26 protein-coding genes are annotated in these 24,859 nt (G+C 76.3%); 14 read left to right on the top strand and 12 right to left on the bottom strand.

Annotated elements, in window-relative coordinates; genetic code table 11:
* Positions 1-144: 144 nt before the first annotated feature.
* Positions 145-363, top strand: a complete 219-nt coding sequence (locus QOZ88_RS17940) for a ribbon-helix-helix domain-containing protein (RefSeq protein ID WP_306001083.1) — start codon at positions 145-147, stop codon at positions 361-363.
* Positions 363-710 (top strand): type II toxin-antitoxin system PemK/MazF family toxin, encoded by a 348-nt coding sequence (locus tag QOZ88_RS17935; protein ID WP_306001082.1) that lies wholly within the window; start codon positions 363-365, stop codon positions 708-710. The genes QOZ88_RS17940 and QOZ88_RS17935 overlap by 1 nt, the downstream gene beginning before the upstream one ends.
* A 27-nt stretch (positions 711-737) precedes the next feature.
* Here QOZ88_RS17935 and QOZ88_RS17930 read toward each other — a convergent pair whose 3' ends face one another.
* Positions 738-2,498: a SpoIIE family protein phosphatase gene (locus QOZ88_RS17930; protein ID WP_306001081.1), complete on the bottom strand. Its 1,761-nt coding sequence runs from the start codon at positions 2,496-2,498 to the stop codon at positions 738-740.
* Positions 2,499-2,606: 108 nt separating this feature from the next.
* Between QOZ88_RS17930 and QOZ88_RS17925 the strand changes: the two genes are divergently transcribed.
* The 4 genes from QOZ88_RS17925 (at position 2,607) to QOZ88_RS17910 (ending at position 5,904) form a co-directional block, all read left to right on the top strand.
* On the top strand, positions 2,607-2,984 hold the full coding sequence (locus QOZ88_RS17925) for a hypothetical protein (RefSeq protein WP_306001080.1): 378 nt from the start codon (positions 2,607-2,609) through the stop codon (positions 2,982-2,984).
* A gap of 87 nt (positions 2,985-3,071) precedes the next feature.
* On the top strand, positions 3,072-4,181 hold the full coding sequence (locus QOZ88_RS17920; RefSeq protein ID WP_306001079.1) for a sigma-E factor regulatory protein RseB domain-containing protein: 1,110 nt from the start codon (positions 3,072-3,074) through the stop codon (positions 4,179-4,181).
* Positions 4,178-5,098, top strand: coding sequence for an ABC transporter ATP-binding protein (locus QOZ88_RS17915; protein WP_306001078.1), 921 nt, complete (start codon positions 4,178-4,180; stop codon positions 5,096-5,098). Before QOZ88_RS17920 ends, QOZ88_RS17915 begins: the two co-directional genes overlap by 4 nt.
* Positions 5,095-5,904, top strand: coding sequence for an ABC transporter permease (locus QOZ88_RS17910; protein WP_306001077.1), 810 nt, complete (start codon positions 5,095-5,097; stop codon positions 5,902-5,904). Before QOZ88_RS17915 ends, QOZ88_RS17910 begins: the two co-directional genes overlap by 4 nt.
* 45 nt (positions 5,905-5,949) lie before the next feature.
* Here the strand turns inward: QOZ88_RS17910 and QOZ88_RS17905 are convergent, their stop codons facing one another.
* Positions 5,950-6,750 (bottom strand): lipase family alpha/beta hydrolase, encoded by an 801-nt coding sequence (locus QOZ88_RS17905; protein WP_306001076.1) that lies wholly within the window; start codon positions 6,748-6,750, stop codon positions 5,950-5,952.
* 65 nt (positions 6,751-6,815) lie between these two features.
* On the opposite strand from QOZ88_RS17905, the gene QOZ88_RS17900 reads away from it, so the two are divergent.
* Together QOZ88_RS17900 and QOZ88_RS17895 are read left to right on the top strand one after the other, a co-directional pair.
* Positions 6,816-7,514: a CDP-alcohol phosphatidyltransferase family protein gene (locus QOZ88_RS17900; RefSeq protein ID WP_306001075.1), complete on the top strand. Its 699-nt coding sequence runs from the start codon at positions 6,816-6,818 to the stop codon at positions 7,512-7,514.
* Positions 7,515-7,654: 140 nt separating this feature from the next.
* Complete coding sequence (locus QOZ88_RS17895; RefSeq protein ID WP_306001074.1) at positions 7,655-8,632, top strand: carbohydrate kinase family protein; 978 nt, start codon at positions 7,655-7,657, stop codon at positions 8,630-8,632.
* Between the two features lie 75 nt (positions 8,633-8,707).
* Here QOZ88_RS17895 and QOZ88_RS17890 read toward each other — a convergent pair whose 3' ends face one another.
* The 6 genes from QOZ88_RS17890 to QOZ88_RS17865 are packed head-to-tail and all read right to left on the bottom strand — an operon-like array spanning position 8,708 to position 14,144.
* Positions 8,708-9,382: a flavin reductase family protein gene (locus tag QOZ88_RS17890; RefSeq protein WP_306001073.1), complete on the bottom strand. Its 675-nt coding sequence runs from the start codon at positions 9,380-9,382 to the stop codon at positions 8,708-8,710.
* A complete protein-coding gene (locus QOZ88_RS17885) occupies positions 9,379-10,521 on the bottom strand; it encodes a glycosyltransferase (protein ID WP_306001072.1) in 1,143 nt (380 codons plus the stop codon). Before QOZ88_RS17885 ends, QOZ88_RS17890 begins: the two co-directional genes overlap by 4 nt.
* Positions 10,518-11,327 carry a carotenoid biosynthesis protein gene (locus QOZ88_RS17880; RefSeq protein ID WP_306001071.1) on the bottom strand — a complete coding sequence of 270 codons (810 nt, stop codon included), beginning with the start codon at positions 11,325-11,327 and terminating at the stop codon, positions 10,518-10,520. Before QOZ88_RS17880 ends, QOZ88_RS17885 begins: the two co-directional genes overlap by 4 nt.
* Complete coding sequence (locus tag QOZ88_RS17875; RefSeq protein ID WP_306001070.1) at positions 11,324-12,991, bottom strand: phytoene desaturase family protein; 1,668 nt, start codon at positions 12,989-12,991, stop codon at positions 11,324-11,326. The genes QOZ88_RS17880 and QOZ88_RS17875 overlap by 4 nt, the downstream gene beginning before the upstream one ends.
* Entirely contained in the window at positions 12,988-13,581 is a 594-nt protein-coding gene (locus QOZ88_RS17870) for a GNAT family N-acetyltransferase (protein WP_306001069.1), read from the bottom strand. Before QOZ88_RS17870 ends, QOZ88_RS17875 begins: the two co-directional genes overlap by 4 nt.
* Entirely contained in the window at positions 13,578-14,144 is a 567-nt protein-coding gene (locus QOZ88_RS17865; protein WP_306001068.1) for a YbaK/EbsC family protein, read from the bottom strand. Before QOZ88_RS17865 ends, QOZ88_RS17870 begins: the two co-directional genes overlap by 4 nt.
* Before the next feature lie 336 nt (positions 14,145-14,480).
* On the opposite strand from QOZ88_RS17865, the gene QOZ88_RS17860 reads away from it, so the two are divergent.
* From QOZ88_RS17860 to QOZ88_RS17850, 3 genes are read left to right on the top strand one after another with little or no spacing between them, the layout of a single operon-like run.
* A complete protein-coding gene (locus tag QOZ88_RS17860; RefSeq protein ID WP_306001067.1) occupies positions 14,481-14,804 on the top strand; it encodes a DUF6504 family protein in 324 nt (107 codons plus the stop codon).
* Positions 14,804-15,316: an SAV_6107 family HEPN domain-containing protein gene (locus tag QOZ88_RS17855; protein WP_306001066.1), complete on the top strand. Its 513-nt coding sequence runs from the start codon at positions 14,804-14,806 to the stop codon at positions 15,314-15,316. The genes QOZ88_RS17860 and QOZ88_RS17855 overlap by 1 nt, the downstream gene beginning before the upstream one ends.
* On the top strand, positions 15,313-19,116 hold the full coding sequence (locus QOZ88_RS17850) for a DNA polymerase III subunit alpha (protein WP_306001065.1): 3,804 nt from the start codon (positions 15,313-15,315) through the stop codon (positions 19,114-19,116). Before QOZ88_RS17855 ends, QOZ88_RS17850 begins: the two co-directional genes overlap by 4 nt.
* Before the next feature lie 85 nt (positions 19,117-19,201).
* Here the strand turns inward: QOZ88_RS17850 and QOZ88_RS17845 are convergent, their stop codons facing one another.
* On the bottom strand, positions 19,202-19,486 hold the full coding sequence (locus tag QOZ88_RS17845; RefSeq protein WP_306001064.1) for a hypothetical protein: 285 nt from the start codon (positions 19,484-19,486) through the stop codon (positions 19,202-19,204).
* Between the two features lie 68 nt (positions 19,487-19,554).
* Positions 19,555-19,749 (bottom strand): hypothetical protein, encoded by a 195-nt coding sequence (locus tag QOZ88_RS17840; protein ID WP_306001063.1) that lies wholly within the window; start codon positions 19,747-19,749, stop codon positions 19,555-19,557.
* Positions 19,750-19,950: 201 nt separating this feature from the next.
* Between QOZ88_RS17840 and QOZ88_RS17835 the strand changes: the two genes are divergently transcribed.
* The 3 genes from QOZ88_RS17835 (at position 19,951) to QOZ88_RS17825 (ending at position 22,607) form a co-directional block, all read left to right on the top strand.
* Positions 19,951-20,436, top strand: a complete 486-nt coding sequence (locus QOZ88_RS17835) for a VOC family protein (RefSeq protein ID WP_306001062.1) — start codon at positions 19,951-19,953, stop codon at positions 20,434-20,436.
* A 255-nt stretch (positions 20,437-20,691) separates the two neighbouring features.
* Positions 20,692-21,423 carry a class I SAM-dependent methyltransferase gene (locus QOZ88_RS17830; RefSeq protein WP_306001061.1) on the top strand — a complete coding sequence of 244 codons (732 nt, stop codon included), beginning with the start codon at positions 20,692-20,694 and terminating at the stop codon, positions 21,421-21,423.
* Positions 21,420-22,607 carry an alkaline phosphatase family protein gene (locus QOZ88_RS17825; protein ID WP_306001060.1) on the top strand — a complete coding sequence of 396 codons (1,188 nt, stop codon included), beginning with the start codon at positions 21,420-21,422 and terminating at the stop codon, positions 22,605-22,607. The genes QOZ88_RS17830 and QOZ88_RS17825 overlap by 4 nt, the downstream gene beginning before the upstream one ends.
* 4 nt (positions 22,608-22,611) lie before the next feature.
* Here QOZ88_RS17825 and QOZ88_RS17820 read toward each other — a convergent pair whose 3' ends face one another.
* Positions 22,612-23,574 (bottom strand): sucrase ferredoxin, encoded by a 963-nt coding sequence (locus QOZ88_RS17820; protein ID WP_306001059.1) that lies wholly within the window; start codon positions 23,572-23,574, stop codon positions 22,612-22,614.
* A 13-nt stretch (positions 23,575-23,587) separates the two neighbouring features.
* Positions 23,588-24,829 (bottom strand): cupin domain-containing protein, encoded by a 1,242-nt coding sequence (locus QOZ88_RS17815; RefSeq protein ID WP_306001130.1) that lies wholly within the window; start codon positions 24,827-24,829, stop codon positions 23,588-23,590.
* Between the last annotated feature and the right edge of the window lie 30 nt (positions 24,830-24,859).

Genomic DNA, 24,859 nt, shown 5'->3' with positions numbered 1-24,859 from the left:
GGGTCTACCTGACGACGTGGCCCCTGGGGGGCACCGACCCGATCGCCGCGCACGCCCGCGGCTGGTGGGGCTGGAGGCGATTCCGCAATGCCGTGTGGGAGCAATCGATGCGACCGGCGGTGCTACCGAAGTAGCATCGGCGCGGTGAAGCTCAGCATCAGCCTGTCCGACGACGACCTGGCCGTCGTCGACGAGCACGTCAGCAAGGCCGGGTTGCAATCCCGCTCGGCCGCTATCCAGTACGCGATCAACCTCCTGCGGCGAGCGGACCTCGACAGGGCCTACGCCGAGGCGTGGGAGGACTGGGAGGGTTCAGACGACCAAGCGGCGTGGGAAGGCGTCGACGCCGACGGGATCGGTTGATGCGCCGCGGCGAAGTCCGGCTCGTCGAGCTCGATCCCGGTCGTGGCAGTGAGGCCCGCAAGCGCCGTCCGGGAATTGTCGTGAGCAACGACCACGCCAACGCGGCGGCGGCACGGCTCGGAAGGGGAGTGGTGACGATCATCCCGGTCACCAGGAACGTGTCTCGCGTCCTTCCCTTCCAGGTCCTGCTCCCCGAAGGGTCGGCCGGCTTGCGCGTCGCATCCAAGGCGCAGGCCGAGCAGGTCCGGTCCGTGGCGGTCGAGCGCATCGGACCGGCGCTCGGTCGCCTGCCGGCATCGTTGATGACTGCTCTGGACCAGGCGTTGCGCCTCCACCTCGACCTGTGAGCGCGCGAGTGGTGCCGAGCGCGCCACCTAATCCGCGAGCGGCCGGACGGCGATCAGCGCGACGTCGTCCTCGGCGACGGCCGGCTGCAGCCGCCGCAGCAGGGTGTCGGCCAGGTCCTCGAGCGGCAGCTCGTGCAGGCCGGCCAGCGCCTGCAGCAGCGCGGCGATGCCCTGGTCGTAGTCCGCTCCGCGGCGCTCGATCAGCCCGTCGGTGAACAGCAGCAGCGTCTGGCCCTCGGTGAGCAGTGCGGTGTGCTCGTCGCGCCGCACCGCCGGCTCCACGCCCAGCATCCGGTTCGGCTTCGTGTCCAGCAGCCGCACCCGCCCGTCGGTGTCGAGCAGCGCGGGAGCCGGATGGCCGGCGTTGGACCACCGCAGCACCCGGCCACCGGAACCGGGGTCCGGCCGGTCGATCCGGGCCACCAGGGCGGTCGCGGTCGTCTCCATCACCAGCCCGGCCGCGGCGATGTCACTACGCACCAGCACCTCGGCCGGGGCGGCGTCGGTGTCGTAGGCGATGGCCCGGATGAGTCCTCGCAGCTGCCCCATCGCGACCGCGGCGGTCCGGTCGTGCCCGGTGACGTCGCCGATGACGAGCGCCGTGGCGCCGTCGGGCAGCAGGAAGGCGTCGTACCAGTCGCCGCCCACCGCCGCCCGGCGCTCCGCCGGTGAGTAGCGCACGGCCATCGCCAGGTGCTCGGGCTGGGGCGGGGGCGTCAGCAGCGCCTCCTGCAGGCGCAGCGAGAAGTCCCGTTCCTGGCCGAAGCGCCGGGCGTTGTCGAGCACCAGCGCGGCCCGGCCCGCGATCACCTCGGCCAGCTCGACGTCGCCGGCGTCGTGGGGTGGGGAGCCGTCGGTGCGCACGACGGTGAGGACGCCGAGCACGTCGGCGCCGGGCGGCCGCAGGGGGACGCTCACCGAGCTGACCGCACCCAGCGCCTCAGCGGCGCGGCGCACCGGCTCGTCGAGCGGCGCCAACGTCGCCGGGATGTCGGTGACGAGTTCGCTGTGGCCGGTCGCCGCCACCCACCCGGGGCCCTGCGCATCGCCGGTGCCGATGCGCACGGCTGCCCGTCTCGTCGGCCGGGGCGTTCCGTTCCTGGAACGCGCCGCGGCCAGGCGCAGCACCCCGCCCGGCTGCACGGTGTGCACGGCCGCGTGGTCGCCCAGCGCGTCCACCGCCAGCTTCCCGACGGCGTCCAGCACGTCGTCGATCTCGAGCCCGGCCGTGAGCAGCGTGGCCGAGCGGTCCAGCAGCTCCGCGCGCTGTCGTTGCCGCTGGGCGTCGGCGAGGGCGATCCGCAGGGCGACCTGGTCGGAAGCCACCGCGGCCAGGTGGGCGAGCATCGCGACGTCGGTGTCGCTCCACTCGTGCACCTGGGTGTCGACCACGCAGAAGGTGCCGAGCACCTCCCCGTCGGGAGTGCGCACGGGGAAACCGGCCCACGCGACGACCCCCATCGACTCGATCGAGGGGTTGTCGCGGGTCAGCGCGATCTCCCGGACGTCGGCCAGCACCAGCGGCTCGCCGCTGCTGACGACGTACTGGCAGAACGACTCCTCGACGGTGTTCTGCGGCGGGACGCCGGGCGGGAGGTCCACCCCGAGGCAGCTCTTCCAGTAGGAACGCCGGTCGTCGACGACGGTCACGAAGGCGAACGGTGCGGACAGCAGGGCGCGGGCCAGTTCGGTGAGCCGGTCGAACTCGGCCTCCGGCGGGGTGTCGAGCAGGCGGGTCCGTGCCACGGCGGCCAGACGCTGCGGCGAACGGATCGGGTCCGAGCTCATGACGACGATCATCCCTGGTGTCCCCGACGGGCGGGGAGGCACCGATCCGTCAAGGCCGTCAGCGCGCCGTGATCATGGCGTTTGATCGCCGCCGATAGCGTCGTGCCCGTGATCACCGGAGCCGCCGTGCTGGCCTGCGTCGTGCTGGGCGGCCTCGCCGTCCTCCAGGTCGCGCTCGCCGCCGGGCGGCCGTGGGGCCGGTTCGCGTGGGGTGGGCAGCACGACGTGCTGCCGCGACGGCTGCGCGTCGGCAGCGCGGTCTCCGTCGTCCTCTACGCGGTCTTCGCCGTGGTCGTCCTGCAGGCCGCGGATCTGCTGGCGGGGCTCCCCGCTGCCGTGGCGGACGTCGGCATCTGGGTGCTGACCGGCTACTTCTCCCTCGGCATCGTGATGAACGGGATCTCCCGGAGCCGGCCGGAGCGGTTCGTCATGACGCCGCTGGTGCTGGTGCTGGCCGGGTGCTGCCTGGTCATCGCGCTCGCGTAGACCCGCCGGGGCTGCCTCGCTGTGAGCTTCCTGTGGAGGTCCCCGGAGATCCGGCCGGGCCGGTGGCCGCGGGCTACGGTGGCCGCCATGGCGTCCGGATTCCGGGCGGCGGCCCCGCGGTGGGCCGTCGTGGGGGTGGTCGTCGCCGTCCTGGCCGCGCTGCCCGCGCTGGTGGGCGCGCTCCCGGTCGCCGACCCGTCCGTGCCCGCGGCCGAGCTGCGCGCGGCGGTGCTGGCCTCGGCCGACGTGCAGTACTCCGGGTACGCCGAGTCGGCCGGGGGGCTGGCCCTGCCGGTGACCGACCAGCTCGACTCCGTCGCCGACCTGTTCAGCGACCGCACCGAGATGCGCGTGTGGTGGCGGGGGCCCGACGACCACCGGGTCGACGTGATCACCACGGCCGGTGAGACGGGCATCCACCGCGACGCGCGGGGCACCTGGACGTGGGAGTACGAGCGCGCGACCGCGACGCGTGCGGCCACCACGCCGCTCGCCCTCCCCGCGCCGCCGGACCTGCTGCCCGCCACCCTGGGCCGCCGGCTGCTCTCCGAGGCCGCCGACGCGGAGCTGACCCGCATCGGTGCCCGGCGGATCGCCGGACGCGACGCCCTCGGGCTGCGCACCACCCCCGCGGAGCCCGCCTCGGCGGTGCGGCGGGTCGACGTGTGGGTGGACCGGGCCAGCGGACTGCCGCTGCAGGTGGTGATCCTCGACGAGACCTCGGAGGTGCCGGCGCTGGACACCCGGTTCCTCGACCTGGAGCTGGGGGTCCCGGACGCCGCGACGACGTCCTTCGTCCCGCCCCCGGACGCGCGCCTGCGCACCGCGGACCAGGCCGAGATCGTGCTGGAGGCCGGCCGGCGGCTGGCCCCGGTGCGCCTCCCCGCCACGCTGGCCGGGCTGCCGCGCCGGATGATCGAGGGTGCACCGCCCGGCATCGGGCTCTACGGGCGCGGGGTCACCCTGCTCGCCGTCGCCCCCGTGCCGCGCCGGCTGGCCGACGGCCTGCGCCGCACGCTGGGGCAGAGCCCGGACGCCGTCACCGACGAGGCGGGCACCCGCATCGCGGCCGGCCCCGTGGGGCTGATGCTGCTGGACCCGCCGGACGCGGGGCCGTACGTGCTGACCGGGACGGTCACCCTCGACGCGCTGGTCGAGGCCGCCGCGCAGTTGCCGGCCCTGGGCGGGTCTCCGTGAGCACGGTCATCGCGACCCGCGGCCTGGCCAAGCAGTACGGGCGGGTGCACGCCGTCGACGGCATCGACCTGGACGTGCGCGCCGGCGACGTCTACGGGTTCCTCGGCGCCAACGGGTCCGGGAAGACGACCACCGTCCGGATGCTGCTCGGCCTCGTGCTGCCCACCCGCGGGGAGATCGACCTGCTCGGCGAGCGGATGCCGCGCGCCGGCCGCCGCGTGCTGCCCCGGGTGGGCGCGCTGATCGAGTCACCGGCCGCCTACGGCCACCTGTCCGGCCGGGAGAACCTCGCGCTGCTGGACGCGGCCGGCCCCGGTGGGGTGCGCCGCGACCGGCGCCGGCGCGTCGCCGAGGTGCTCGACCAGGTCGGCCTCGGTGGCGTGGGACGCCGGCCGGTGAAGGCCTACTCGCTCGGCATGCGCCAGCGCCTGGGCCTGGCCGGCGCGCTGCTGCGCCGTCCCGAGCTCCTGGTGCTCGACGAGCCGACCAACGGGCTGGACCCGCAGGGCATCTCCGAGATCCGCGAGCTGCTGCTGGAGCTGCACCGCGGCGGGACGACGGTGTTCCTCTCCAGCCACCTGCTGGCCGAGGTCGAGCAGCTCTGCACCCGCGTGGGCGTGCTGGACCGCGGCCGCCTGGTGCTGCAGGACGGCCTGGCCACCCTCACCGCGCCCACCGGCGCCACCGTCGTGCGCACGCCGACGCCCGAGCAGGTGCGCGCGGTGCTCGACGGCCGCGTCGCCGCGGTGGACGGCGAGCGGGTGGTGGTGCGCGGCGGCGACCCCGCGGAGGTCAACGCGCTCCTCGTGCGCGCCGGCGTCCCGGTCACCGGCCTCGCGGCCGACCGCCCGACCCTCGAGGAGGTGGTGCTGGCGGCCGCGGCCACCAGCGCCGACCGGGTGGAGCGCGCGCGGTGATCGCCGTCGAGCTGCGCAAGCTGTTCCGGCGGCCCCGCACCTGGGCGACGATCGCCGTCCTCAATGCGCTCCCGGTGCTCGTGGCGGTGCTGCTCGTGCTCACCGACCTGGCGCCCCGGCCGGGGGAGGGCCCGCCGTTCCTCTCCGCCGTCCTCACCAACGGCGCGCTGTACCCGCTGGCCGCGCTGGCGATCGTGCTGCCGCTGTTCCTGCCCATCGCGGTCGCGGTGGTCGCCGGTGACTCGGTCGCCGGCGAGGCGCAGGCCGGCACGTTGCGCTACCTGCTGGCCCGGCCGGCGGGGCGGACCCGGCTGCTGGTGGCCAAGCTCGTGGCCGTGCTGGCCTTCGTGCTGGTCACCGTGGTCGTGGTGGCGGCCGTCGGCTACCTGGTGGGCACGACGCTGTTCGAGGCGGTACCGGGGGCGGGGACGTCGGTCTCCGGGACGTCCCTCACCGCGGAGGAGCTGGCCGTCCGCACCGTGCTGGCGGTCGGCTACGTCGGGGTGTCGATGCTCGGCGTCGCGGCCTTCGCGCTGTTCTTCTCGACGCTCACCGACTCACCGCTCGGGGCGACGATGGGTGCGCTGGCCGTGCTGGTCACGTCCTCGCTGCTGTTCACCCTGGACGCCGCCTCGCCGATCGCGCCCTACCTGCCGACGCGCTACTGGCTGGCGTTCGTCGACCTGTTCCGCGACCCGGTCCTCTGGCGGGACATCACCCGCGGGCTCGCGCTGCAGGCCGTCTACGTGGGGGTGCTGCTCGCCGCGGCGTGGGCGAACTTCACGACCAAGGACGTCACCAGCTGAGCAAGCCCCTCCTGCGGGCTCGCGGCGGGACCCTGCGGGGGGCCGTCAGCCGCCGAGGCGGGCGCAGTCGGCGGTGTCCAGCGCCATCGGCTCCCCGGCGGTGAGCTGCTCGAGCACGATCGCCTGCACCAGCGGGTCGCCGGGCAGCTGCCCGTGCCCGACCCGGCTGTCCGCGCAGACCTCCTGCACGGTCAGGTTGAGCGCCCCCTCGAGCCGGGCCGAGTCCGGCGGGGTCACCGTGCGGTCGAGCGTCGTCCACACCGACACCCAGCCCACGCCGTCCGGCGTCTCGTCGCCCGCGTTGAGCCGGGCGAGGACGGGGCTGTCGCTCGCGAGCTGCCGGCACCCTTCCGGGCACGAGGCCGGGGCGATCTGGCCGGCGAGGTCGGCGAGGCCGGTGCCGTGGTGCGGCGAGCCCAGCGTCACCACCCGGCGGGCCACCTCCGCGCCGCCGTCGGCCACCCAGAGGCGGGCGATCACCCCGCCGGCCGAGTACCCGACGACGTCCACGCTCTCCTCGCCCGTGCGCTCCAGGGCTGCGCGGGCGGCCTCGTCGAGCGCCGCGGCCGCGTCGCCCAGGTCCCCGGTGCCGTCCCCGGGCAGCGGCACCACGGTGGCGTCGCGGCCGGCCTGCTCCAGCCGATCGGCCAGCGTCCGCAGCGACGTCGTCCCCCCGCCATACCCGGGCACCAGCAGCACCGGCCCCGGACGCGCCTGCGGGCCGGGGCCCTCGACGTCGGCGCCCCGGGTGACCAGCAGCACGCCGAGGGCGACGACGGCGGCGGTGACGAGGGCCAGCACCGCGACGACCAGACGGCGGCGGGCGGGGGAGAGACCGGCGAGCACTCACCTACTGTCCCTGGTGGAGGCGCCGGCGTCACCGGACGGCGCCGGTCGCGGGAGGGGGCACCGTGCTGAGCCGGGAGGAGTACCTCGAGGCCTGGTCGCGCTGGCACGGCGGCGCCGACACGTCCGCACCTCTCGTGCGGGGCTGGCTGACCCTCGCGCATGCGCTCGCCCGGCCACTGGCCGCGCTGCCCCCGGTCGTCGCCACCGCCGCCGGCGTGGTCGTCGCGGCCGCGGCCGTGCCGCCGGCGGCCGCGGGCGGCGCCTGGCTGGTCCTGGCCGGGGTGCTGGTGGGGCTCTCCGGGCTGCTGGACAGCCTCGACGGCGCGCTGGCGATCGGCACCGGGCGCGCCTCGCAGCGCGGGTTCGTCCTCGACTCCGTCGTCGACCGGCTCACCGAGGTCGCCTACGCGGCGGCGCTGTGGGTGGCCGGGGCGCCGGGCTGGCTGGCCGTCGCGTTCGGCGCGCTGTGCTGGCTGCCCGACTACCTGCGCGCCCGGGCCGGGCAGGCCGGGGTGCACCGGACCGGCCCCATCTCGCTCTGGGAGCGGCCGACCCGGGTGGCCATGGCGGGTCTCACGCTGGGCGGAGCCGGGGTGGTCAGCGGCCTGGAGATTGCCGGCGTCGACGGCGCCACCCTGACCGCCACCGCGGGCGCGGCCACCGGGCTCCTGCTCGGCGTCGTCGGCACGGTGCAGCTGGGCCGGTGGCTGGGGGCCGAGCTCGCCGGTCCGGGCCAGGGCGACCTCCCGCCGTCGGGCTGACCCGTCTCTCCGACGGCGGCGCCGGCACAGGGCCCCTAGGGTGTGCGGTGCCCGATCCCCACTGTTCGTCTCCCGTTCCCCGCCCGCTTCCCCCGGCGGCGCAGCGGCCCGAGGCAGCCCGACCCGGAGGAGCGCCTCCCGTGCCCATCGTCGTCACCGGCTCCATCGCCACCGACCACCTGATGACCTTCCCCGGCCGGTTCACCGAGCAGTTCGTCGAGGGGCAGATGGAGAACGTCTCCCTCTCCTTCCTGGTCGACGACCTCGTCCAGCACCGCGGGGGCGCGGGGGCGAACATGGCCTACGGGATGGGCCTGCTCGGGCTGACCCCGGTGCTGGTGGGGGCGGTCGGCAACGACTTCGCCGACTACGAGGCCTGGCTGTCGCGCCACGGGGTCGACACCGGCAGCGTGCACTGGTCGGAGCTGAAGCACACCGCCCGCTTCGTGTGCACGACCGACGAGGCGAACAACCAGATCGCGTCGTTCTACTCGGGAGCGATGGCCGAGGCTGCGCAGATCGAGCTCGCGCCGGTCGTCGAGCGGGTCGGCAGCGCCGACCTCGTCGTCGTCGGGCCGAACGACCCGACCGCCATGGTCCGGCACACGCAGGAGTGCCGGCAGCGGGGCTACGCCTTCGCCGCCGACCCCAGCCAGCAGCTGGCCTGGGCCGACGGCGAGATGATCCGTGAGCTGGTCCACGGCGCGGAGGTGCTGTTCACCAACGAGTACGAGGCGGCGCTGCTGCTGCAGAAGACCGGCTGGACCGCCGACGAGGTGCTCGCCCGGGTCGGCACCTGGGTGACCACGCGCGCCGCCGACGGTGTCCTGGTGCGGCGGGAGGGCGAGGAGCCGCTCTCGGTGATCGCGGTGCCCGAGACCAAGCCGGTGGAGCCCACCGGTGGCGGCGATGCGCTGCGCGCCGGGTTCATCGCGGGCCGCGCCTGGGGTCTGGGGCTGGAGCGGGCCACGCAGCTGGGCTCCGCCGTCGCCACCGCATCGGTCGAGGTGATCGGCACCCAGGAGTACGACCTCCCGCGGCAGAGCTTCCTGGAGCGGTTCACCGAGGCGTTCGGCGCCGAGGCCGCCGATGAGGTCGCCGCGCACCTCCCGGGCTGACCGCCGCCGGGATCAGGGAACCTGATCATCGAGCGTCCTCCCTCGTGGTCTGCGGTGAGGGAGGACGCTGCACGATCAGGTTCCCTGATCGTCGCGGCGGCGGAGGGCCTCCCCGATCGACGGGTCCGCGGTCCACGCCCGGTGCGGGATGCGGGCGATCTCGCGCACCTCGCCGATCGTCGTCCACTCGTTGCCGCCGAGCCGCGCCAGCGGCTTGAGGTGCTCGATCCGGGGCCGCCCGTCCCGCACGGCGTCGGCCCACACGCTGATGTGCTGCACCCGGCCAAGGACGACGGTGCTGTCGCCGAGGCGCAGGGTGGAGTGCAGGACGCACTCGATCGAGACGGGCGACTCCGCCACCCGCATGGCCTCCACCGTGTCCGCCGGCTCCAGCCGCACGCCGGCCTGCTCGGCCTCGCTGGTGTGCGGCGGGAAGTCGGTGGCCGTGGCGTTGACCTGCTCGAACAGCGGCTCCGGGGTGAGGTTCACGGTGAACTCGCCGGTGGCCTCCACGTTGCGCAGCGAGTCCTTCCGCCCCACGGAGGTGAACTGCACGATAGGCGGGTCGACGCAGGCGACGGTGTAGAAGGAGTGCGGCGCCAGGTTGTGCACCCCCTCGGCGGAGCGGCTGCACACCCACGCGATCGGGCGGGGGACGACGACGCTGTTGAGCACCCGGTAGAAGGCACCGGTGTCCATCGCGGCGGGGTCGAAGGTGGTGCGCGGGCGCTGCTGCTCGGCGGAGGTCACCGGCCCATCGTCGCCGACGCCGTCGGCCCGGTCGCGTCGACGGGTCGGCCGCGCCATCGCAGCGTGCCGCGCCGCCGCCCCCGCACCGAGTGGAGCATCAGGACGTCCAGGGCCAGCACCGACAGTGGGTGGGCGAGCGCATCGGGCCAGGCGCGGCCGCCGCTCACCCGAGCGCTGGCCACCCGGCCGGCCACCCCGGCCAGGTAGCCCACCAGCCCGGCGCGGGAACCGCCGAGGGCGGCCAGCGGCGGGACGACGTAGACGGCGGTGAGGGCGGCCACGGCGGCGAGCCCGCCCGCCGGCGTCCCGCCCACCGACGCCCACAGCGACTTGGCGTAGCCCTCGCGGACGGCGGCCCAGCCCTCGTACATCCGGCAGGCGGCGAGGCACGAGCCGTCGATGGGCACGCCTCGGCCGCCCGCGCGCTTGACCGCCCGCAGCAGGGCGATGTCCTCGAGCACCTGGCCGCGCACCGCACCATGACCGCCGGCGCGCGCGTATGCGTCACGGCGCACCAGGAGGAACTGGCCGTTGGCGGCGGCCAGCGAGGGCCGGGGCGAGCGCTCGGCCAGCCGCAGCGGCAGGGTCGTGGTCCACAGCCAGGGCGCCAGCGGCTGCACGAGGCGCTCGGCGGCGCTCACCGCGAGCGGCCGGGGCCACGGCGAGACCAGGTCCAGGCGGTGCTCGTCGAGCACCGCGACCGCGGCGGCGATCGCGTCGGGGAAGAGCCGGACGTCGGCGTCGACGAACACCAGCACCTCGTCGTCCCCGCCCTCGACCGCGGCGGCACCCACGGCGCAGGCGTGCGGCTTGCCCAGCCACCCGGCCGGCAGCGGCGGCGCGGCCACCAGCACCACCCGGGGGTCGGGGACCGCCCGCACGACGTCGGCGGTGCCGTCGGTGGAGCCGTCGTCCACGACGACGACGCGGAGCCGGGCCACCCCGCGCTGGTCGAGCAGGGCCTCCAGGCAGCCGGCGACCTGGTCGGCCTCGTCGCGCACCGGCAGCACCACCGTGACCGGGCGGGCCACCGGCGGCGGGTCGGCCGGGGGGCGGCGCAGCAGCGCGCCGTTCACCGCGGCGTGCACGGCTCCGGCGACCGAGACGCCCGCCAGCACGCGGAGCAGACGTCCGCTCACGGTCGTCCCGCGCGCCGGTGCTGCACCGCGAGGACGACCAGCACGGCCGCCCCGAGACCGGCACCCCAGGCCGCCGACCCCGGCAGGTCCAGCCAGCCGACGTGCGCGAGCGCGCCGCCGAGCGTCATCCACGCCAGCGCGAACAGCGGGGCGCCCGGGCCGGTGCGCGGCGCCCGGGCGGTGCGCTCGACCAGCAGGTCCAGCAGCGTCATCAGCACCAGCCCGGCCAGCAGCCAGCCGGCCAGGTTGGTCAGCGGCACGGTGTCGATGCCCGGCAGCCCGGGGGTCGGGTCGGCCCACGTCCAGTAGCCGGCCTGCACCAGTTGCGGGTCGAGGACGACGTCCCACGCCGCGAACACCGCCGCGGCCCAGACGATGCGCGCCGGCCGGCGGCGGGATGCGCGCACCGGCCGGGCCAGCACCTCGCCGAGCAGCCAGCTGGGCCAGGCCATCATCAGCCACGCCAGCGGCACCAGGAACGGGACGCCGAGCAGGGTGGGGCCGAGGACGTCGCTGTAGGAGTAGCTGCCGTAGGGGAACCCGGTGGCCACCCCCACGGACTCGAAGGCGATCGAGACGAGCGCGACCAGCACCAGCACGCCCACGCCGGTGCGGGCGCCGCGGCTGAGGCCCGCGTGCGCGACCGAGAGCGCCGACCCCAGCAGCACGATGCCCCAGGAGACGGTGTCCCGGAACGAGCCCGAGGCGAGCGGGTAGGCGATCGCCGTGGCGACCAGCGCCGCGGTCAGGGCCCAGGGGACCACGCGCACGGCGGCGGGCGCGGGGGCCGGTGCGGTGGTCGTCACGCCTGCCGCGCCCCGCCGCGCACCCGGTGCAGCACCCGGCCGGCGACGGCCCGCGCCCGGGGCAGTGCCCCGCGGTCGGCGAGCACCGTGCGCGCCGCCGTCCGCCCGGAGTTGCCCGAGACGCCCCCGCCGGGATGGGTCGAGGCGCCGGCCAGGTAGAGGCCGGTCAGCCCCGGCACGCGGTAGCCCGACAGCCCCGGGGTGGGGCGGAGGGCGAACATGCTGGCCAGACCCATCTCCACGTGCATGACGTTGCCACGGGGGAGTGACAGCTCCCGCTCCAGGGCCAGCGGGGTCTGCACGTAGGTCTCCCGCACCGAGTCCGCGAAGCCGGGGGCGTAGCGGTCGACGGCGGCCACCAGGCGGCGGGCCTCGGCGTCGGCCAGCTCATCCCAGTCGCCGCCGTCGGCCAGCGCGTACGGGTACCACTGACCCCAGATGGTGACGACGTGCTGCCCGGGCGGGGCCAGCGTCCCGTCGCTGACGGAGAACGACATCGCCAGCGGCACCGGCTCGCGGGGCAGCCGCCCGGCACCCCAGTCGCCGTGCGCGGCGGCCAGCTGGGCGCGGTCGGTGCACAGCAGCTGCAGCCCCTGCAGCGCCTCCGGGCCGGCACCGGGGTAGGACGGCGGGGCGTCGGTCAGCGCCCGCACGACCAGCCCGAATCCGTTGCCGACGGGCGGCGCGGCGTCGGCGAGCACGGGGGGCGCGGCGTCCCCGGCCAGCTCGCGGGTGACGCCGATGTGGCAGGCGGCCACCACCGACGGCGCCCGCACGACGCGGCCGGACCGCATCTCGACGCCGGCGACCCGGCCGTCCTCCACGAGCAGCCGCGCGGCGCCGTCGCCGAGCACCACCCGGCCGCCGTCGGACTCCAGCCGCCGGCGCAGCGCCTGCGTCAGGCCACCGGAGCCGCCGACCGGGTGGCCGGGCGGGACGTCGTGCAGCAGCGCCACCCAGCCGACCATCGCGGCGGTGCCGGGCTCGGACATCGGCGGGCCGGACTGCGCGCCGAACCAGGCCAGCGCCGCCTTGAGCCGCTCGCTGGTGAACCACTTGTCCAGCAGCGCGTCGCCGGAGCCCAGGAAGTCGACGGCGAGCTCGCCGCCCGGGGTGCGCGGCCGCCCCTCGGCGGGCGCGCCCAGCGGCCAGAACGAGCGGAGCAGCCCGCCGGCCGACGGCGCCCGGCCGAACGACGCGACGACGGCGCGGCTGCGTGGCCCCCACACCTCGACGAAGCGGCGGTAGGCGGCGGCGTCGTCGGGCCCGCAGGCGGTCTCGATCGAGGCGCAGGTGGCGTCCAGGTCGACGGAGAGCACCAGCGGCCGGCCGTCCGGGCCCGGGGCGCCGGGGGAGGGCGCGGGCGCGAAGCCCCACGGGTCGCAGTCGATGTAGCGGAGGCCGTGCTCGGCGAGCCCGAGCTCCTCGACGATGCCGCTGTGCCGGACGATCACGTGCGCGCTGGACCCGCGGTCCACGTGCACGCCGGGCCAGCGCTCCACGGTCGAGACCGCCCCGCCCAGGACGTCGTCGGCCTCGACGACCTCCACGGACAGGCCCTCCCGGGCGAGGTAGCAGGCGGCCACGAGGCCGTTGTGCCCGGCGCCGACGACGACGACGTCCACGGGGCCGGGGGGAACGGTGCCGGAGGGGGAGGTGGTCACGACCGGGGGTTCGCCGCGGACGGGTCGTGCGGATGCAGCGGCAGCCGGGCGCCGAGGATCGCGAAGGGCCGGGAGTCGCCCGGGAAGTGGTAGCCGCGGGCCAGGTCGACGAAGCCGTCGGCGCGGTACAGCCGGAAGGCCTTGGTGTCGGCGTCCGGCGTGGAGAGCAGCGCGACCGGGTGCGGCAGCCCCTCGACCAGGGCGTGCAGCAGCTGCCGGCCGAGCCCCTGGCTCTGGGTGTCGGGGTGCACGTGCAGCTCGCACACCTCGAAGGCGCCGGGCAGCCACTTCTTCGCCGTCCGCCGGTCGAGCGCGGCCCGCACCTGGTCGTGCCACCACTGCCCCGGGGCGATGAGGTAGCCGTAGCCGAAACCGACCAGCCGCTCGCCCTCGGGGGTGCGGGCGAAGGCGCCCACGGCGCGGAACCCGGGGCGCTCGGTGTGCTGGACGGCGTAGCCGTACCGTCCGGCGACGATGCCCGAGTCGTAGCCCATGGCCAATCCGTAGATCGCCAGCACCTCGTGCATGTGCTCGCGCATCCACGGGACGGGCAGTTCGAGGATGCGGGTGGCGGGGCGGGTGCCCGTCACGGGGCGACCGCCCCGGCGGGATCCGGCGGGGACGCGTCGGGCACGGGGTCCCCGCCGACGGTGGTGGCGGTGCCGTCGAGGAGGCCCCCGCCCACCTCGGCCGCGGTGCCGGCGGTGATGCGGAGCAGCTCGTCGTAGCTGGTGGGGAAGACCGCGGCCGGGTGCCCCGCCGCGGCCCACAGCCGGTCGTAGCGGGCGAGCTCCACGTCGACCAGCGTGCCCAGGGGGGCGGGATGCCCCACCGGGGCCACCCCGCCGATGGGCTGGCCGGTCTCCTCGCGGACGATGTCCGGCGGCGCCGGGACCAGGGAGCCGACGCCGAGCAGCGCCGCGACCTGGAGGACGTCGACCCGGTGCGCGCCGCTGGTCAGCACGAGCAGCGGCGCACCGTCGGCGAGGAACACCAGGCTGTTGACGATCGCGCCGACCGGGACGCCCAGCGCGTCGGCGGCGGCGGCCGCGGTGCGGACCTCCGCGGGGAGGGTGCGCACCTCACCCTCGGCGCCGGCCGCGGCGAGGGCACGGGCGACGGCGGCCACCCGGGGGTGCGGGGGTGGGCTCATGCGTAGATCCTGCCACCGCCCAGGGGTGCGCGCGCCCGGCGGTGCGGGGCGCCGGGGCACGTCCGCCGACCCGGCCGATCCTGCACCCCTCGCGAGGTGAGAGGCCGGGGCGGCGCGGGGTCGGCCAGCGCAGTCCTCCCTCCGCGGCGCCGCTCCCGCGCGGCGTCGGTGCGGGTGGGCGGACACGCCGCGACCCGACTTGACGCGGGGGGAGCGCTCCGGTCTACTGGACCTCGTTCGAACGCTTGTTCGAACGACTGATCGGCCCGCCCTTCCCGGCTCTCTTCCCCGCCGGTGGGGTGGCGGGCGTGCGGGGCGAGGCGAGGGGAGGCTGTCATGGGCCGGGTGCTCGGTGAGGTCGTCGGTCGGGCCGGCGAAGAGGTGCAGGTCGAACGCGGCCCGCTGGGTCCGGTGCAGTTCTGGCGCGGGCAGTCCCGGTACGTCGTGGGCGAGCTGCTCGACTCCTGGGTGGAGACGGCGCCGTGGTGGCTGAGGGACGCCGAGGCGGGCGGCGCGTCGGACGACCTGGTCGCGCCCCGCGAGGTGTGGCGGGTGGAGGCGGTGCGGGCCGGGCGGTCGCGCATGAGCTTCGCCGGCGTCTACGACCTGACGTGGGACACCTCCGGCAACCGCTGGTGGCTCGTCCGGGTGCACGACTGATGGGCGCCGCGCGCGCCGTGCCGGCCGGCCAGCTGCCGCTGCCCCCCGCGCTGCCCGCCGCGGCCATCGGGCTGCTCGGCCAGGCCCACCGCGGCCTGGCGGAGGCGGCCGCGGCCACCGATCCGCGGGAGCGGTACGCCACCGCGCACCTGGCGGCCCTCCGCGCCGCCGCCGCGGTGCTCGCCGCGCGCACCCGCCCCGAGGGTGGCCGCCGGCGCCCGCGCAGCGCATGGGTCCTGCTCGGTGAGGTCGCCCCCGAGCTGGGGGAGTGGGCCACCTTCTTCGCCGCCGGCGCGGCCAAGCGCGCCGCGGCGGAGGCGGGGCTCTCCCGGGCGGTCACCGAGCGGGAGGCCGACGACCTGGTCCGCGACGTGCGGGGTTTCCTCACCGTGGTCGAGGCCGGGCTGGGCGCCGATGCGCTGCCCGAGCCGCCCCGCTACCCGCGGCCGCACGTGGTCGGCGGGGCCGCGCCCCGGTCCACGATGTCCCGGTCCACCGGTCCCCGCAGGTGAGTGACCCCTTCGTCCACCTGCACGTCGCTTCCGGCTACTCCATGCGGTACGGGGCCAACCACCCGGCCGACCTGGTGGCGCGGGCGGCCGAGCACGGCATGCCGGCCCTGGCCCTGACCGACCGGGACGGGCTCTACGGCGCGGTGAAGTTCGCGCAGGCCTGCCGGTCGGCCGGGGTGCGGCCGATCTTCGGTGTCGACCTGGCGGTGGCGCCGGCACTGGGCACCAGCGTGCCGCCGGCGCTCGCGCACGTGCTGGGGGAGGACCCCGCCGCGGCCCGGGCCCCCCGGCCGCGGAGCGCGACGGCCCCGCGCCGGTCGCCGGCCCGCGGTGGGGTGAGCGTCGACCCGCGGCTGCCCCGGGTCACCTTCCTCGCGCGCGACGGCGCCGGCTGGCGCTCGCTGTGCCGGCTCGCCAGCGCCACCCACCTGCGCGGCACTCGCGGTGAGCCGGTGAGCTCGCTGGCGATCGCCGCCGAGCACGCCACCGGGCTGGTCCCGCTGCTCGGTCTCGGCTCCCCGGTGGGCCGGGCCCTGCTCGCCGGCCGGGCCGACCTGGCCGCCGAGCAGCTGGACGCCTGGCGTGCGGTCTTCGGCCCGGGGCTGGCGCTGGAGGTGGTGCACCACCGCGGCCGGGGCGACCGGCAGCGCGCGCAGGCGCTGCTCCGGTTCGCCGCCGAGCAGCAGGTGTCGGTGGTCCTGAGCAACGCGGTCCGGTACGTCGACGCCCTCGACGCCCCGACCGCCGACGTGCTGGACGCCGCCCGGCGGCTGGTCCCGCTGGGCGCCCGGCACGTCGACCGGACCACGGCCGAGGGGTACCTGAAGTCGGGCAAGGAGATGGCCGAGGTCGCCGAGGACCTGACCGGCCCCGACCGGGACGCCGCCCTGCGGCTGCTCGAACGCACCGCCCGGCTGGCCGAGCAGTGCGCCGTCGACCCCGCCGGCGACCTGGGTATCGGCAGCGTCCGGCACCCCGAGCTGGACGTCGTCACCACGCCGGCCGAGCGGGGGATGGGTCCGGCGCAGGTGCTGCGCACCCGGTGCGAGGCGGGGCTGGGGCGACGGGGCATAGCGCCCACGGCCCGGGTGCGGCAGCGGCTCGAGGAGGAGCTCGGGGTCATCGACTCCCTCGGGTACCCGTCCTACTTCCTGACCGTCGCGGACGTGGTCGACCTCATCAAGAGCTTGAGGGTTCGGGCGGCGGCGCGCGGATCGGGCGCCGGCAGCCTGGTCACCTACCTGCTGGGCATCTCCGACGTCGACCCGCTGCGCTACGGGCTGCTGATGGAGCGGTTCCTCTCGCCGCTGCGCCACCAGCTGCCCGACATCGACATCGACGTGGAGTCCGCGCGGCGGATGGAGGTCTACGACGCGGTCATCGCCCGCTTCGGCGCCGACCGGGTCAGCTGCATCTCGATGATGGACACCTACCGGGTGCGCCACGCCATCCGCGACGTCGGGGCGGCGCTGGGCCTGCCGCCGGCGGAGATCGACGCCGTCGCCAAGGCGTTCCCGCACATCCGGGCCAACCAGGTGCACGCCGCGCTGCGCGACCTGCCCGAGCTGCGGGCCAGCCGGTACGGCTCGCGTCGCGCCGGCGGCACCGGCGACCTCGACCTGCTGTTCGACCTCGTGTCCCGGCTCGACGGGCTGCCCCGGCACATCGCGCTGCACCCGTGCGGGGTGCTGCTCTCCGACGCCACGCTGCTGGACCGCACGCCGGTGGAGAGCAGCTACCTCGGCTACCCGATGAGCCAGTTCGACAAGGACGACGTCGAAGAGCTGGGACTGCTCAAGCTGGACCTGCTCGGCATCCGGATGCAGTCGGCGATCGCGCACGCCCTCGACGAGATCGAGCGGACCGACGACGAGGTCGTCGACATCGACGCGATCCCGCGGGACGACCCGACGACGTTCGAGCTGATCCGCAGCACCCGCACGCTCGGCATGTTCCAGATCGAGTCGCCGGGGCAGCGGGAGCTGGTCGGCAAGTTCGGGCCGCGGACGTTCGAGGACATCATCATCGACATCTCGCTGTTCCGGCCCGGGCCGGTGAAGAGCGACATGGTCACCCCGTTCCTCATGGCCCGGAACGGCTGGCGCGACGCCGAGTACCCCCACCCCGACCTGGAGTTCGCCCTCGCCGAGACCGCCGGGGTGGTGGTCTTCCACGAGCAGGTGCTGCAGGTGGTGGCCCGGATGGCCGGCTGCACGCTGGCCGAGGCCGACGAGGTGCGCCGGGCGCTGGGGGAGAAGGACGCCCACCCGGAGGTGCGGGCGTGGTTCGTGCCGCGGGCGCTGGCCGCCGGCTATCCGGTGGAGGTGGCCGAGCGGGTGTGGGAGGTGCTGGCCGCCTTCGGCTCATTCGGCTTCTGCAAGGCGCACGCGGCGGCGTTCGCGCTGCCCACCTACCAGTCGGCGTGGCTGAAGACCCACCACCCGGCGGCGTTCCTGGCCGGGGTGCTCACCCACGACCCCGGCATGTACCCGAAGCGGCTGATCCTCGACGACGCCCGCAACTTCGGCGTCCGGGTGCTCGGCCTCGACGTCAACGCCTCGAGCGGCAGCTACCGGGTCGAGCGGCTCGAGGCCGACGCCGACGCCGAGGACGCCGGGGTCGACCCCGCCGACGACACCTGCGAGGGTCCTGAAGCTGAGGTGGAGGTCGAGGGTCGGGGCTGGCGTCGCCCGGAGTGGATGCCCGCCGCGATGCCCGATCCCACCCGGTACGGCATCCGGCTGTCGCTGGCGGACGTGAAGGGCATCTCCGACGACGAGGTGGCGCGGGTGGTCGCCGGGCAGCCCTACCGGTCGCTGACGGACTTCTGGGCGCGGGCGTCGGTGTCCCGCCCGGTGGTCGAGCGCCTGGTGCTGGCCGGCGGGTTCGACTCGCTCTACGGGTTCGGGATGCGTGACCGGGAGGCCGGCCGGCCCACCCGCCGGCGCCGCCAGGTGACCCGGCGCGACCTGCTGCTGCAGATCAGCGAGCTCGACCGGTGGAGCCGCAGCGGCGCACGGGCGACCTCCGACGGGCAGCTGAGCCTGGACCTCATGGGGGTGGAGCTGCCCGAGGAGTCCGCCGGGGAGCCAGCCGGCCCGGAGTGGGCCGAGGGCAGCGGGTTGCCCGAGTTCACCGACGCCGAGCTGGTGCGGGCGGAGCTGGAGGTGCTCGGGCTGGACGCCAGCCGGCACGTCGTCGACTTCTACCGGCCGTTCCTGTCCGCTCTCGGCGCGGTGCCGGCCGGGGAGCTCCTCGGCTGCCGCAGCGGCAGCGAGGTGCTGGTCGCCGGGGTCAAGGTGGCCACCCAGACCCCGCCGATCCGATCCGGGCGCCGGGTGGTGTTCGTGACCCTCGACGACGGCACCGGCTGCACCGACTCGACCTTCTTCGAGGACGCGCAGGGCCCCTACGCGGCGACGGTCTTCCACTCGTGGCTGCTGGTCATCCGCGGGGTGCTGCGCCGGACCGGGCCACGCGGTGTGTCGCTGCGGGCCACCGGGGCGTGGGAGCTGCCGGCGCTGCACGAGGCGTGGGAGGCCGACGGGCTCGACGGGGTGCGCGACCTGATGGCGACGCCGGGGGAGTTCACCGAGCAGGCGATCGCCGGGGCGGCCGCCTCGCACGGCTCCCGGCCGGTGGTCGTGCGGCCGGTCCTGGTCCACCCGACCGGCTTCCGGATGTCGCCCTACGCCGACATCAAGCCGGCCGGCGACGAGACCAAGGTCGCGGCCCGCCGCGCCGCCGCCGGGCCGCCGCGGAAGCTCTGGCACTCCAGCCCCGGCAGCTCCGGCCACTGAGCAGGAGCCCCGCCGCCCCCACCGCGACGCACGTCCGCGGTGGGGGCGGCGCGGGGCCGCCGGCTCAGCGGGAGGCGCGCTCGGGCTAAGCCCGCACCGCGATCGCCTGAGCAGCAGCGGCGAAGGCACCGGCGCCGACGATCGCCACGTAGAAGACCCACGCCGGCCGGCCGAGCTCGATGGCGAAGGCCCCGGCGAGCAGGAGGGCCGCGATGGCGACGTCGGAGCCGTGCCGCTGCCAGCGCGGCAGCGCCTCCGACACGTGCCACACGCGGATCGGCCGTCCGGTGCCCGCCGCCGCGGCGACCCGCACCTGCAGCACGGCCACCACCGCCCCGAGGAGCACCAGACCCGCACCGACGACGGTCACGGCCCGGAGGCTAGCGGCAGCTCGTCCTCACCGGAACCGGGCGTTCCGGTGCGCGCCGGCGCCCGGGCTCAGCCGTTGCCGCCCTCGGGCTCGGTGGCGTCGTCGACCTCCTGCTCGACCTCGTCGACGCCCTCCTGGATGTTCTGCTCGACGCTGTCGTCGACGACGTCCTCCCCGCAGGCGACCGTCGTGAGGGAGGCAGCGGTGATGGCGAACGCGGCAGCGGTCCTGCGGAGCAAGTGCGGACGGGTGGCGCGGGTCATGGCAACTCCTCGGTCATCGGTGCACTGACCAGCCAGGAGTGCCCTCGGGTCGCCGACCGGTAAACGGACGCGGCGGCCGACCGGCCCGGCGGGGCTCGGCCCACATCGGTGGGAGCGCCCGCGGACCGATGAGTCCGGCCGGCGGCGGGGGTCTGACCACCGACACCGGCGCCCGGCCGGCGTGTGGAGGAGGAACCGACCATGCCCAAGCAGATCCCGTGCCTGTGGTTCGACGGCCAGGCCGAGGAGGCGGCGACGCTGTACACCTCGGTCTTCCCGAACTCCCGCATCGGCGCGATCACCCGCTACGGCCCCGACATGCCGCCGCCCATGGAGGAGGGCGACGTCCTGACCGTCGACTTCACCCTCGACGGCCAGGAGTACACCGCCCTCAACGGCGGGCCGCAGTTCCCGTTCAACGAGGCCGTCTCCTTCCAGATCATGTGCGCCGATCAGGAGGAGGCCGACCGCTACTGGGACCGGCTCACCGACGGCGGCGAGGAGAGCATGTGCGGCTGGCTCAAGGACCGCTTCGGCGTCTCGTGGCAGGTGATCCCGGTGGAGCTGATGACCCTGCTCCACGACCCCGATCCGGCCCGTGCCCAGCGGGCGACCCAGGCGATGCTGCAGATGCGCCGCATCGATCTCGCCGAGATCCGCCGGGCCGCCGACACGGTCGATGCCTAGTACTGCGGCCGTCAACGTTCGCCTGCCTGGCGGCTGCCTTCCCGAGACCGCCGCTGATGGCGACGGAGTGCGCAGATGGTCAGTTTTCGGCACGAGAATGGCGCGTCTGCGCACATTGTCCTGACGCGAAGCACTAGCCGGCCCAGCTTGGACCAGTCGAAGGTTGCGTGACGCGGTACTAGTAGGGGCAGCAGTCCGCGGCGCCTCCCGGCGGGGAAGCGGTGGGCGCCGCGGTCCGCCGCTAGGCTCCGGTGGGTGCCGACCGTTCCCGCCTCGCCGACCGCGGAGCAGCTGCCCGTCCGGACCGCTGCCGTGTGGGCCGCGCTCGATCCGCTGGTCAGCGCCGGGAACGCGCTCCGCGTGCTGGACGTCGGCGGCGGCAGCGGCATGTTCGCCGTGCCCCTGGCGCGCCTGGGCCACAGCGTCACCGTCGTCGACCCCAGCGCCGACGCGCTCGCGACCCTGCGCCGGCGCGCCGAGACCGCCGGTGTGGGCGGGCGGGTGAGCGGCGTCCAGGGCGACGGCGACCTGCTGCACGAGGTCCTCGCCGACGACGGCGGCTACGACCTGGCCCTCTGCCACTCCGTGCTCGAGGTCGTGGACGACCCCGCCGTCACCCTGGCCGAGATCGCCGGCGCCCTGCGCCCCGGGGGCCGGGTGAGCCTCGCCGTCGCCAACCGGGCGGGCGCGGTGCTCGCCCGCGCCGTCGCCGGCCACCCTGCCGAGGCCCTCGCGCACCTGCGCGACCAGGGCGCCCCCGGCCGCCCGGCCCGCCGCCGGTTCGCGCCCGACGACCTCCTGGCGCTCGTCGGCGGTGCGGGTCTGACCCCGGGCGCCTGGCGCGGGGTCTCCGTCGTCGCCGACCTGCTGGACACGGCGTCGGGCGCCGACCCGGCCGCCGTCCGGGACCTCGAGCTCGCGCTCGCCGACACCTCGCCCTACCGCGAGGTCGCCGCGGGCCTCCACCTGCTGGCGACCCGCGCGTGACCCCGGCGGTCGACGGCGCGCTGCCGCCCGACCTGCACCGGCCGGCCTACGGCGTCGCGACCCTCGCCGACGTGCTGCCCGGCGTGGCGGCGGCCCTGGGCGCCCCCGTGCCGCGGGGCGACCTGCCCGGCGACCCGCTGGGCCTGGCCGACGCGCTGCACGGCGCCCGTCGCGTGGCGGTCCTGCTCGTGGACGGCCTCGGCGCCGACCTGCTCCGGGCGCACGCCGACGTCGCCCCCACGCTGGCCGCCCTGGCCGCGCCGGTGGGCACCCTGCAGGCGCCCTGCCCGAGCACCACCCCGGTCAGCCTCGCCACCATCGGCACCGGCCTCCCCCCGGGCAGCCACGGCATCCTGGGTTTCGTCACCGACGTGCCGGGGGAGGGTCGCACCCTCAACCACACCCAGTGGGGCGACGACCCCGACCCCGCCGACTGGCAGGCCCAGCCCACGGTGTTCGAGCGGCTCGCCGCCGGCGGCGCCGCGGTCACCGCCGTCGGCCCGTGGGCGTACGCGGGCTCGGGCCTCACCGTGGCCGCCTACCGGGGCGCCGGCTACACCGGGGCGGTCGGCCCGGGTGACCTCACCGCGCTGATGCGCTCGGCGCTGGACGCCGGCCCCCGGGCGCTGGTGTACGGGTACATGGCCGAGCTCGACCTCACCGGGCACGTCCGGGGTGTGGACTCGCCGAGCTGGCGGGCGCAGCTCGCGCTGGTCGACCGGGTCGTCGAGCAACTCGTCGACGGCCTGCCCGACGACGCCGCGCTGCTGGTCACGGCCGACCACGGGATGCTCGACGTGCCCGCGGCCACCCGGCTGGACCTGGACGACGAACCCGACCTCGCCGACGGGGTGCGGCTGCTCACCGGCGAACCCCGCGCCCGCTACGTGCACACCGAACCCGGCGCGGAGGCCGACGTGCTCGCGCGCTGGCGCGGCGTCCTCGGCGACCGGGCGTGGGTGGTGGGGCGCGGGGAGGCCATCGCCAGCGGCGTCTTCGGGCCGGTGGAGGAGTCGCTGGCTGCCCGCATCGGCGACGTGGTGGCGCTCGCCCGCGGCAGCTGGGCCCTGGTCAGCCCCCGCCTCGAACCCGGGCCCAGCCGGCTGGCCGCCTACCACGGGTCGCTGACCGCGACGGAGCTGGCGATCCCGCTGCTCGTCGCCCGCGGTCGCGCCCTGTCCTGACCGCTCAGCCCCGCGACAGCGACAGCCGGTGCCAGGTGCGCGCCCGGCCGGGGGTGGTGGCCTGGCAGGTGAGGTGCACCGCCTCCGGTGACGGCCGGCTCTCCACGGTGACGACGACGGTGCCCGCCGCGTGGGCGAGCGCGACCGCCCACCGCTCCACGCCCGGCCCGCCCGCGTCCTGCGGGTCGACGCGGACCGGGGGCAGGTCGTCGACCCCGAGGGCGCCGAACTCCTCCCGCGCGTAGTGCTGGGCGGCCTGCACCGGTGCGGCCAGCCCGGCCCGCCCGCGCAGCCACGGCAGGGCCACCTCGTCGCGGTCGTGGGCGGCGACGACCAGCCCGCCGTCCCCCGAGACCTGGCCGTAGTAGAAGCCGTGGGGGAGCACCAGCATGTTCGCCGCGAAGCGGTCACCGCCCAGGTGGCTGCACTCCCACACGTCGGTCGGGCCGGGCGCGGGCAGGGCCCGGGCCAGCGGCCGGCCGCGCAGCGCGCAGCAGGCGTCGTGGCCGCCGTGCGTGCAGACCAGGTAGGTGGGCCCGCGAGCCGGCTCGCCCACCGATCCGTCCCACGGGGCGGTGAGCAGGTCGGAGTCGGCCGACCGCACCGACCACCAGAGGCCTTCGCGGCCGAGCCGGCCGTCGGCGTAGGCCCAGCGCCGGCCGGAGTCGGCCAGCCGGTCACCGGGCCGGCGGACCAGCAGCACCCGCACGCCCTCCCGCTGTGCGCGCTCGGTGAGCAGCCGCGCCACCCGCGCGTCGAACCGCGACTGCAGCAGCGCCTGCCGCCCCCACGGGCCCGCCTGCTCGATCAGCAGCCACCGCGACACCGGGGCCGCCGTCGCCACCGCGGAGTCGCCGCGCTCGAGCGCCTGCACCGAGCAGCGGGTCGAGTCCAGCCGGCCCAGCGGGCGGGCGGGGACGTCGGTGCGGCAGAAGTCGTCCTCGCCCGCGGGGCCGGTCGCGGTCACGCCCCCCACCGGGTCACCGGGACACCCCGGCGGCCGGCAGCTCGGCGTCGGGCACGGTGGCGACCGACTCGGTGACCAGCCGGCGGGCCAGCGTCAGCCGGTCCTCCGGGTCGAGGCCGGGCAGGTCGCCGACCTTCAGCTCGCCGGCGTCCAGCAGCGCGGTCAGCGCCGCCCGCACCTCGCCCGGGAAGGAGTGCGTGCGCCGCCCGCCCACGAGCGTCACCCGGCCGTCGGCGTCGTTCCGCAGCGAGCACCGCAACCGCCGGCGCAGGCGCAGGACGGACCCGGGTCCGAGGGCCGCGGCCGCGGACGCCTGGGCGAGCGGCGCGACCGGTTCGGGACGGACCTGCGCCCACGTGCGCTCGCGCAGCCGGTCGGCGACCTCGGTGGGGTCGACGCGGCCCAGCCACTCCTGCAGGCCGGCGATCACTGCGGCGACGTCGTCGCGCACGGAATCGGGGCGGCTCAGGTCCAGGCCGAGCGGCAGGGAGCCGCGCAGCGCCCGGTCCTCGGCCGCCAGGGTGCGCACCAGGTCCAGCGCGGACTCGGCGGCCGCCCAGCGGGTCACCGACTGGATGCCGACGGTCAGGTGCGCGCTGATCTCGCCCAGCGCCTTCGCCGAGTGCAGGAACCCCCGCGGCAGGTAGAGCGCGTCACCGGGGCGCAGCACCGCGTCGATCACGGGCGCGCGCCCGGCGGCGGCGGCCACCTCGGCCGCGCGGTCGTTCCACGGCTGGGTGCGCAGTGGGTCGGGCAGCACCGGCTCGTGGATGGTCCAGTGCTTCTCGCCGGCCACCTGCAGCACGAAGACGTCGTGCACGTCGTAGTGGGGGCTGAACCCCTGCGAGGACGGCGGGGTGATGTAGGCGTTGACCTGCGTGGGGTGGCCCAGGTCGGCGGCCAGCTGGTCGGCGAACTCGATCAGCGGCGGCCAGAGCCGGTGCAGCCCCTGCAGGACGACGGTGCTCCCGTCGGCGAACAGCCGGAGCACCGCGTCGGAGGAGACCTGGTCGGCGATCTCGGCACCCGCCCCGCCCGAGGTGGTGAACCGCTTGGGATCGACGACCGCGCCGTCCTTGGCGATCCGCAGGAACGGTGTGCGCAGACCGCGCCGGGAGAGCAGCTCGTCGACCGCCGGCAGGTCCAGCAGGTCGGTGAAGGAGTTGCCGGTGTCCTCGGCCCGGGTCAGCAGCGGGTGCTGCGCCCAGTGCTCCCGGGCGAACCGCTCGGGGGCCATGTCCGTGCACCGCCGCAGGGCCGGGCGGAGCTCCTGCTCCGCCCGGCC

The sequence above is a fragment of the Blastococcus carthaginiensis genome, assembly GCF_030731085.1.
In the GTDB taxonomy this organism is placed as follows: domain Bacteria; phylum Actinomycetota; class Actinomycetes; order Mycobacteriales; family Geodermatophilaceae; genus Blastococcus; species Blastococcus carthaginiensis.
The sequence above is the reverse complement of the archived record's forward strand: the minus strand, read 5'-3'. Positions and strand labels throughout refer to the sequence as shown.

What these genes read in the sequence shown, in the direction of transcription:
- QOZ88_RS17935 (WP_306001082.1), top strand. Translation starts at nt 363, where the DNA reads ATGCGCCGCGGCGAAGTCCGGCTCGTCGAGCTCGATCCCGGTCGTGGC.
- QOZ88_RS17930 (WP_306001081.1), bottom strand. Translation starts at nt 2,498, where the DNA reads ATGAGCTCGGACCCGATCCGTTCGCCGCAGCGTCTGGCCGCCGTGGCA.
- QOZ88_RS17920 (WP_306001079.1), top strand. Translation starts at nt 3,072, where the DNA reads ATGGCGTCCGGATTCCGGGCGGCGGCCCCGCGGTGGGCCGTCGTGGGG.
- QOZ88_RS17865 (WP_306001068.1), bottom strand. Translation starts at nt 14,144, where the DNA reads ATGAGCCCACCCCCGCACCCCCGGGTGGCCGCCGTCGCCCGTGCCCTC.
- QOZ88_RS17860 (WP_306001067.1), top strand. Translation starts at nt 14,481, where the DNA reads ATGGGCCGGGTGCTCGGTGAGGTCGTCGGTCGGGCCGGCGAAGAGGTG.
- QOZ88_RS17855 (WP_306001066.1), top strand. Translation starts at nt 14,804, where the DNA reads ATGGGCGCCGCGCGCGCCGTGCCGGCCGGCCAGCTGCCGCTGCCCCCC.
- QOZ88_RS17840 (WP_306001063.1), bottom strand. Translation starts at nt 19,749, where the DNA reads ATGACCCGCGCCACCCGTCCGCACTTGCTCCGCAGGACCGCTGCCGCG.
- QOZ88_RS17835 (WP_306001062.1), top strand. Translation starts at nt 19,951, where the DNA reads ATGCCCAAGCAGATCCCGTGCCTGTGGTTCGACGGCCAGGCCGAGGAG.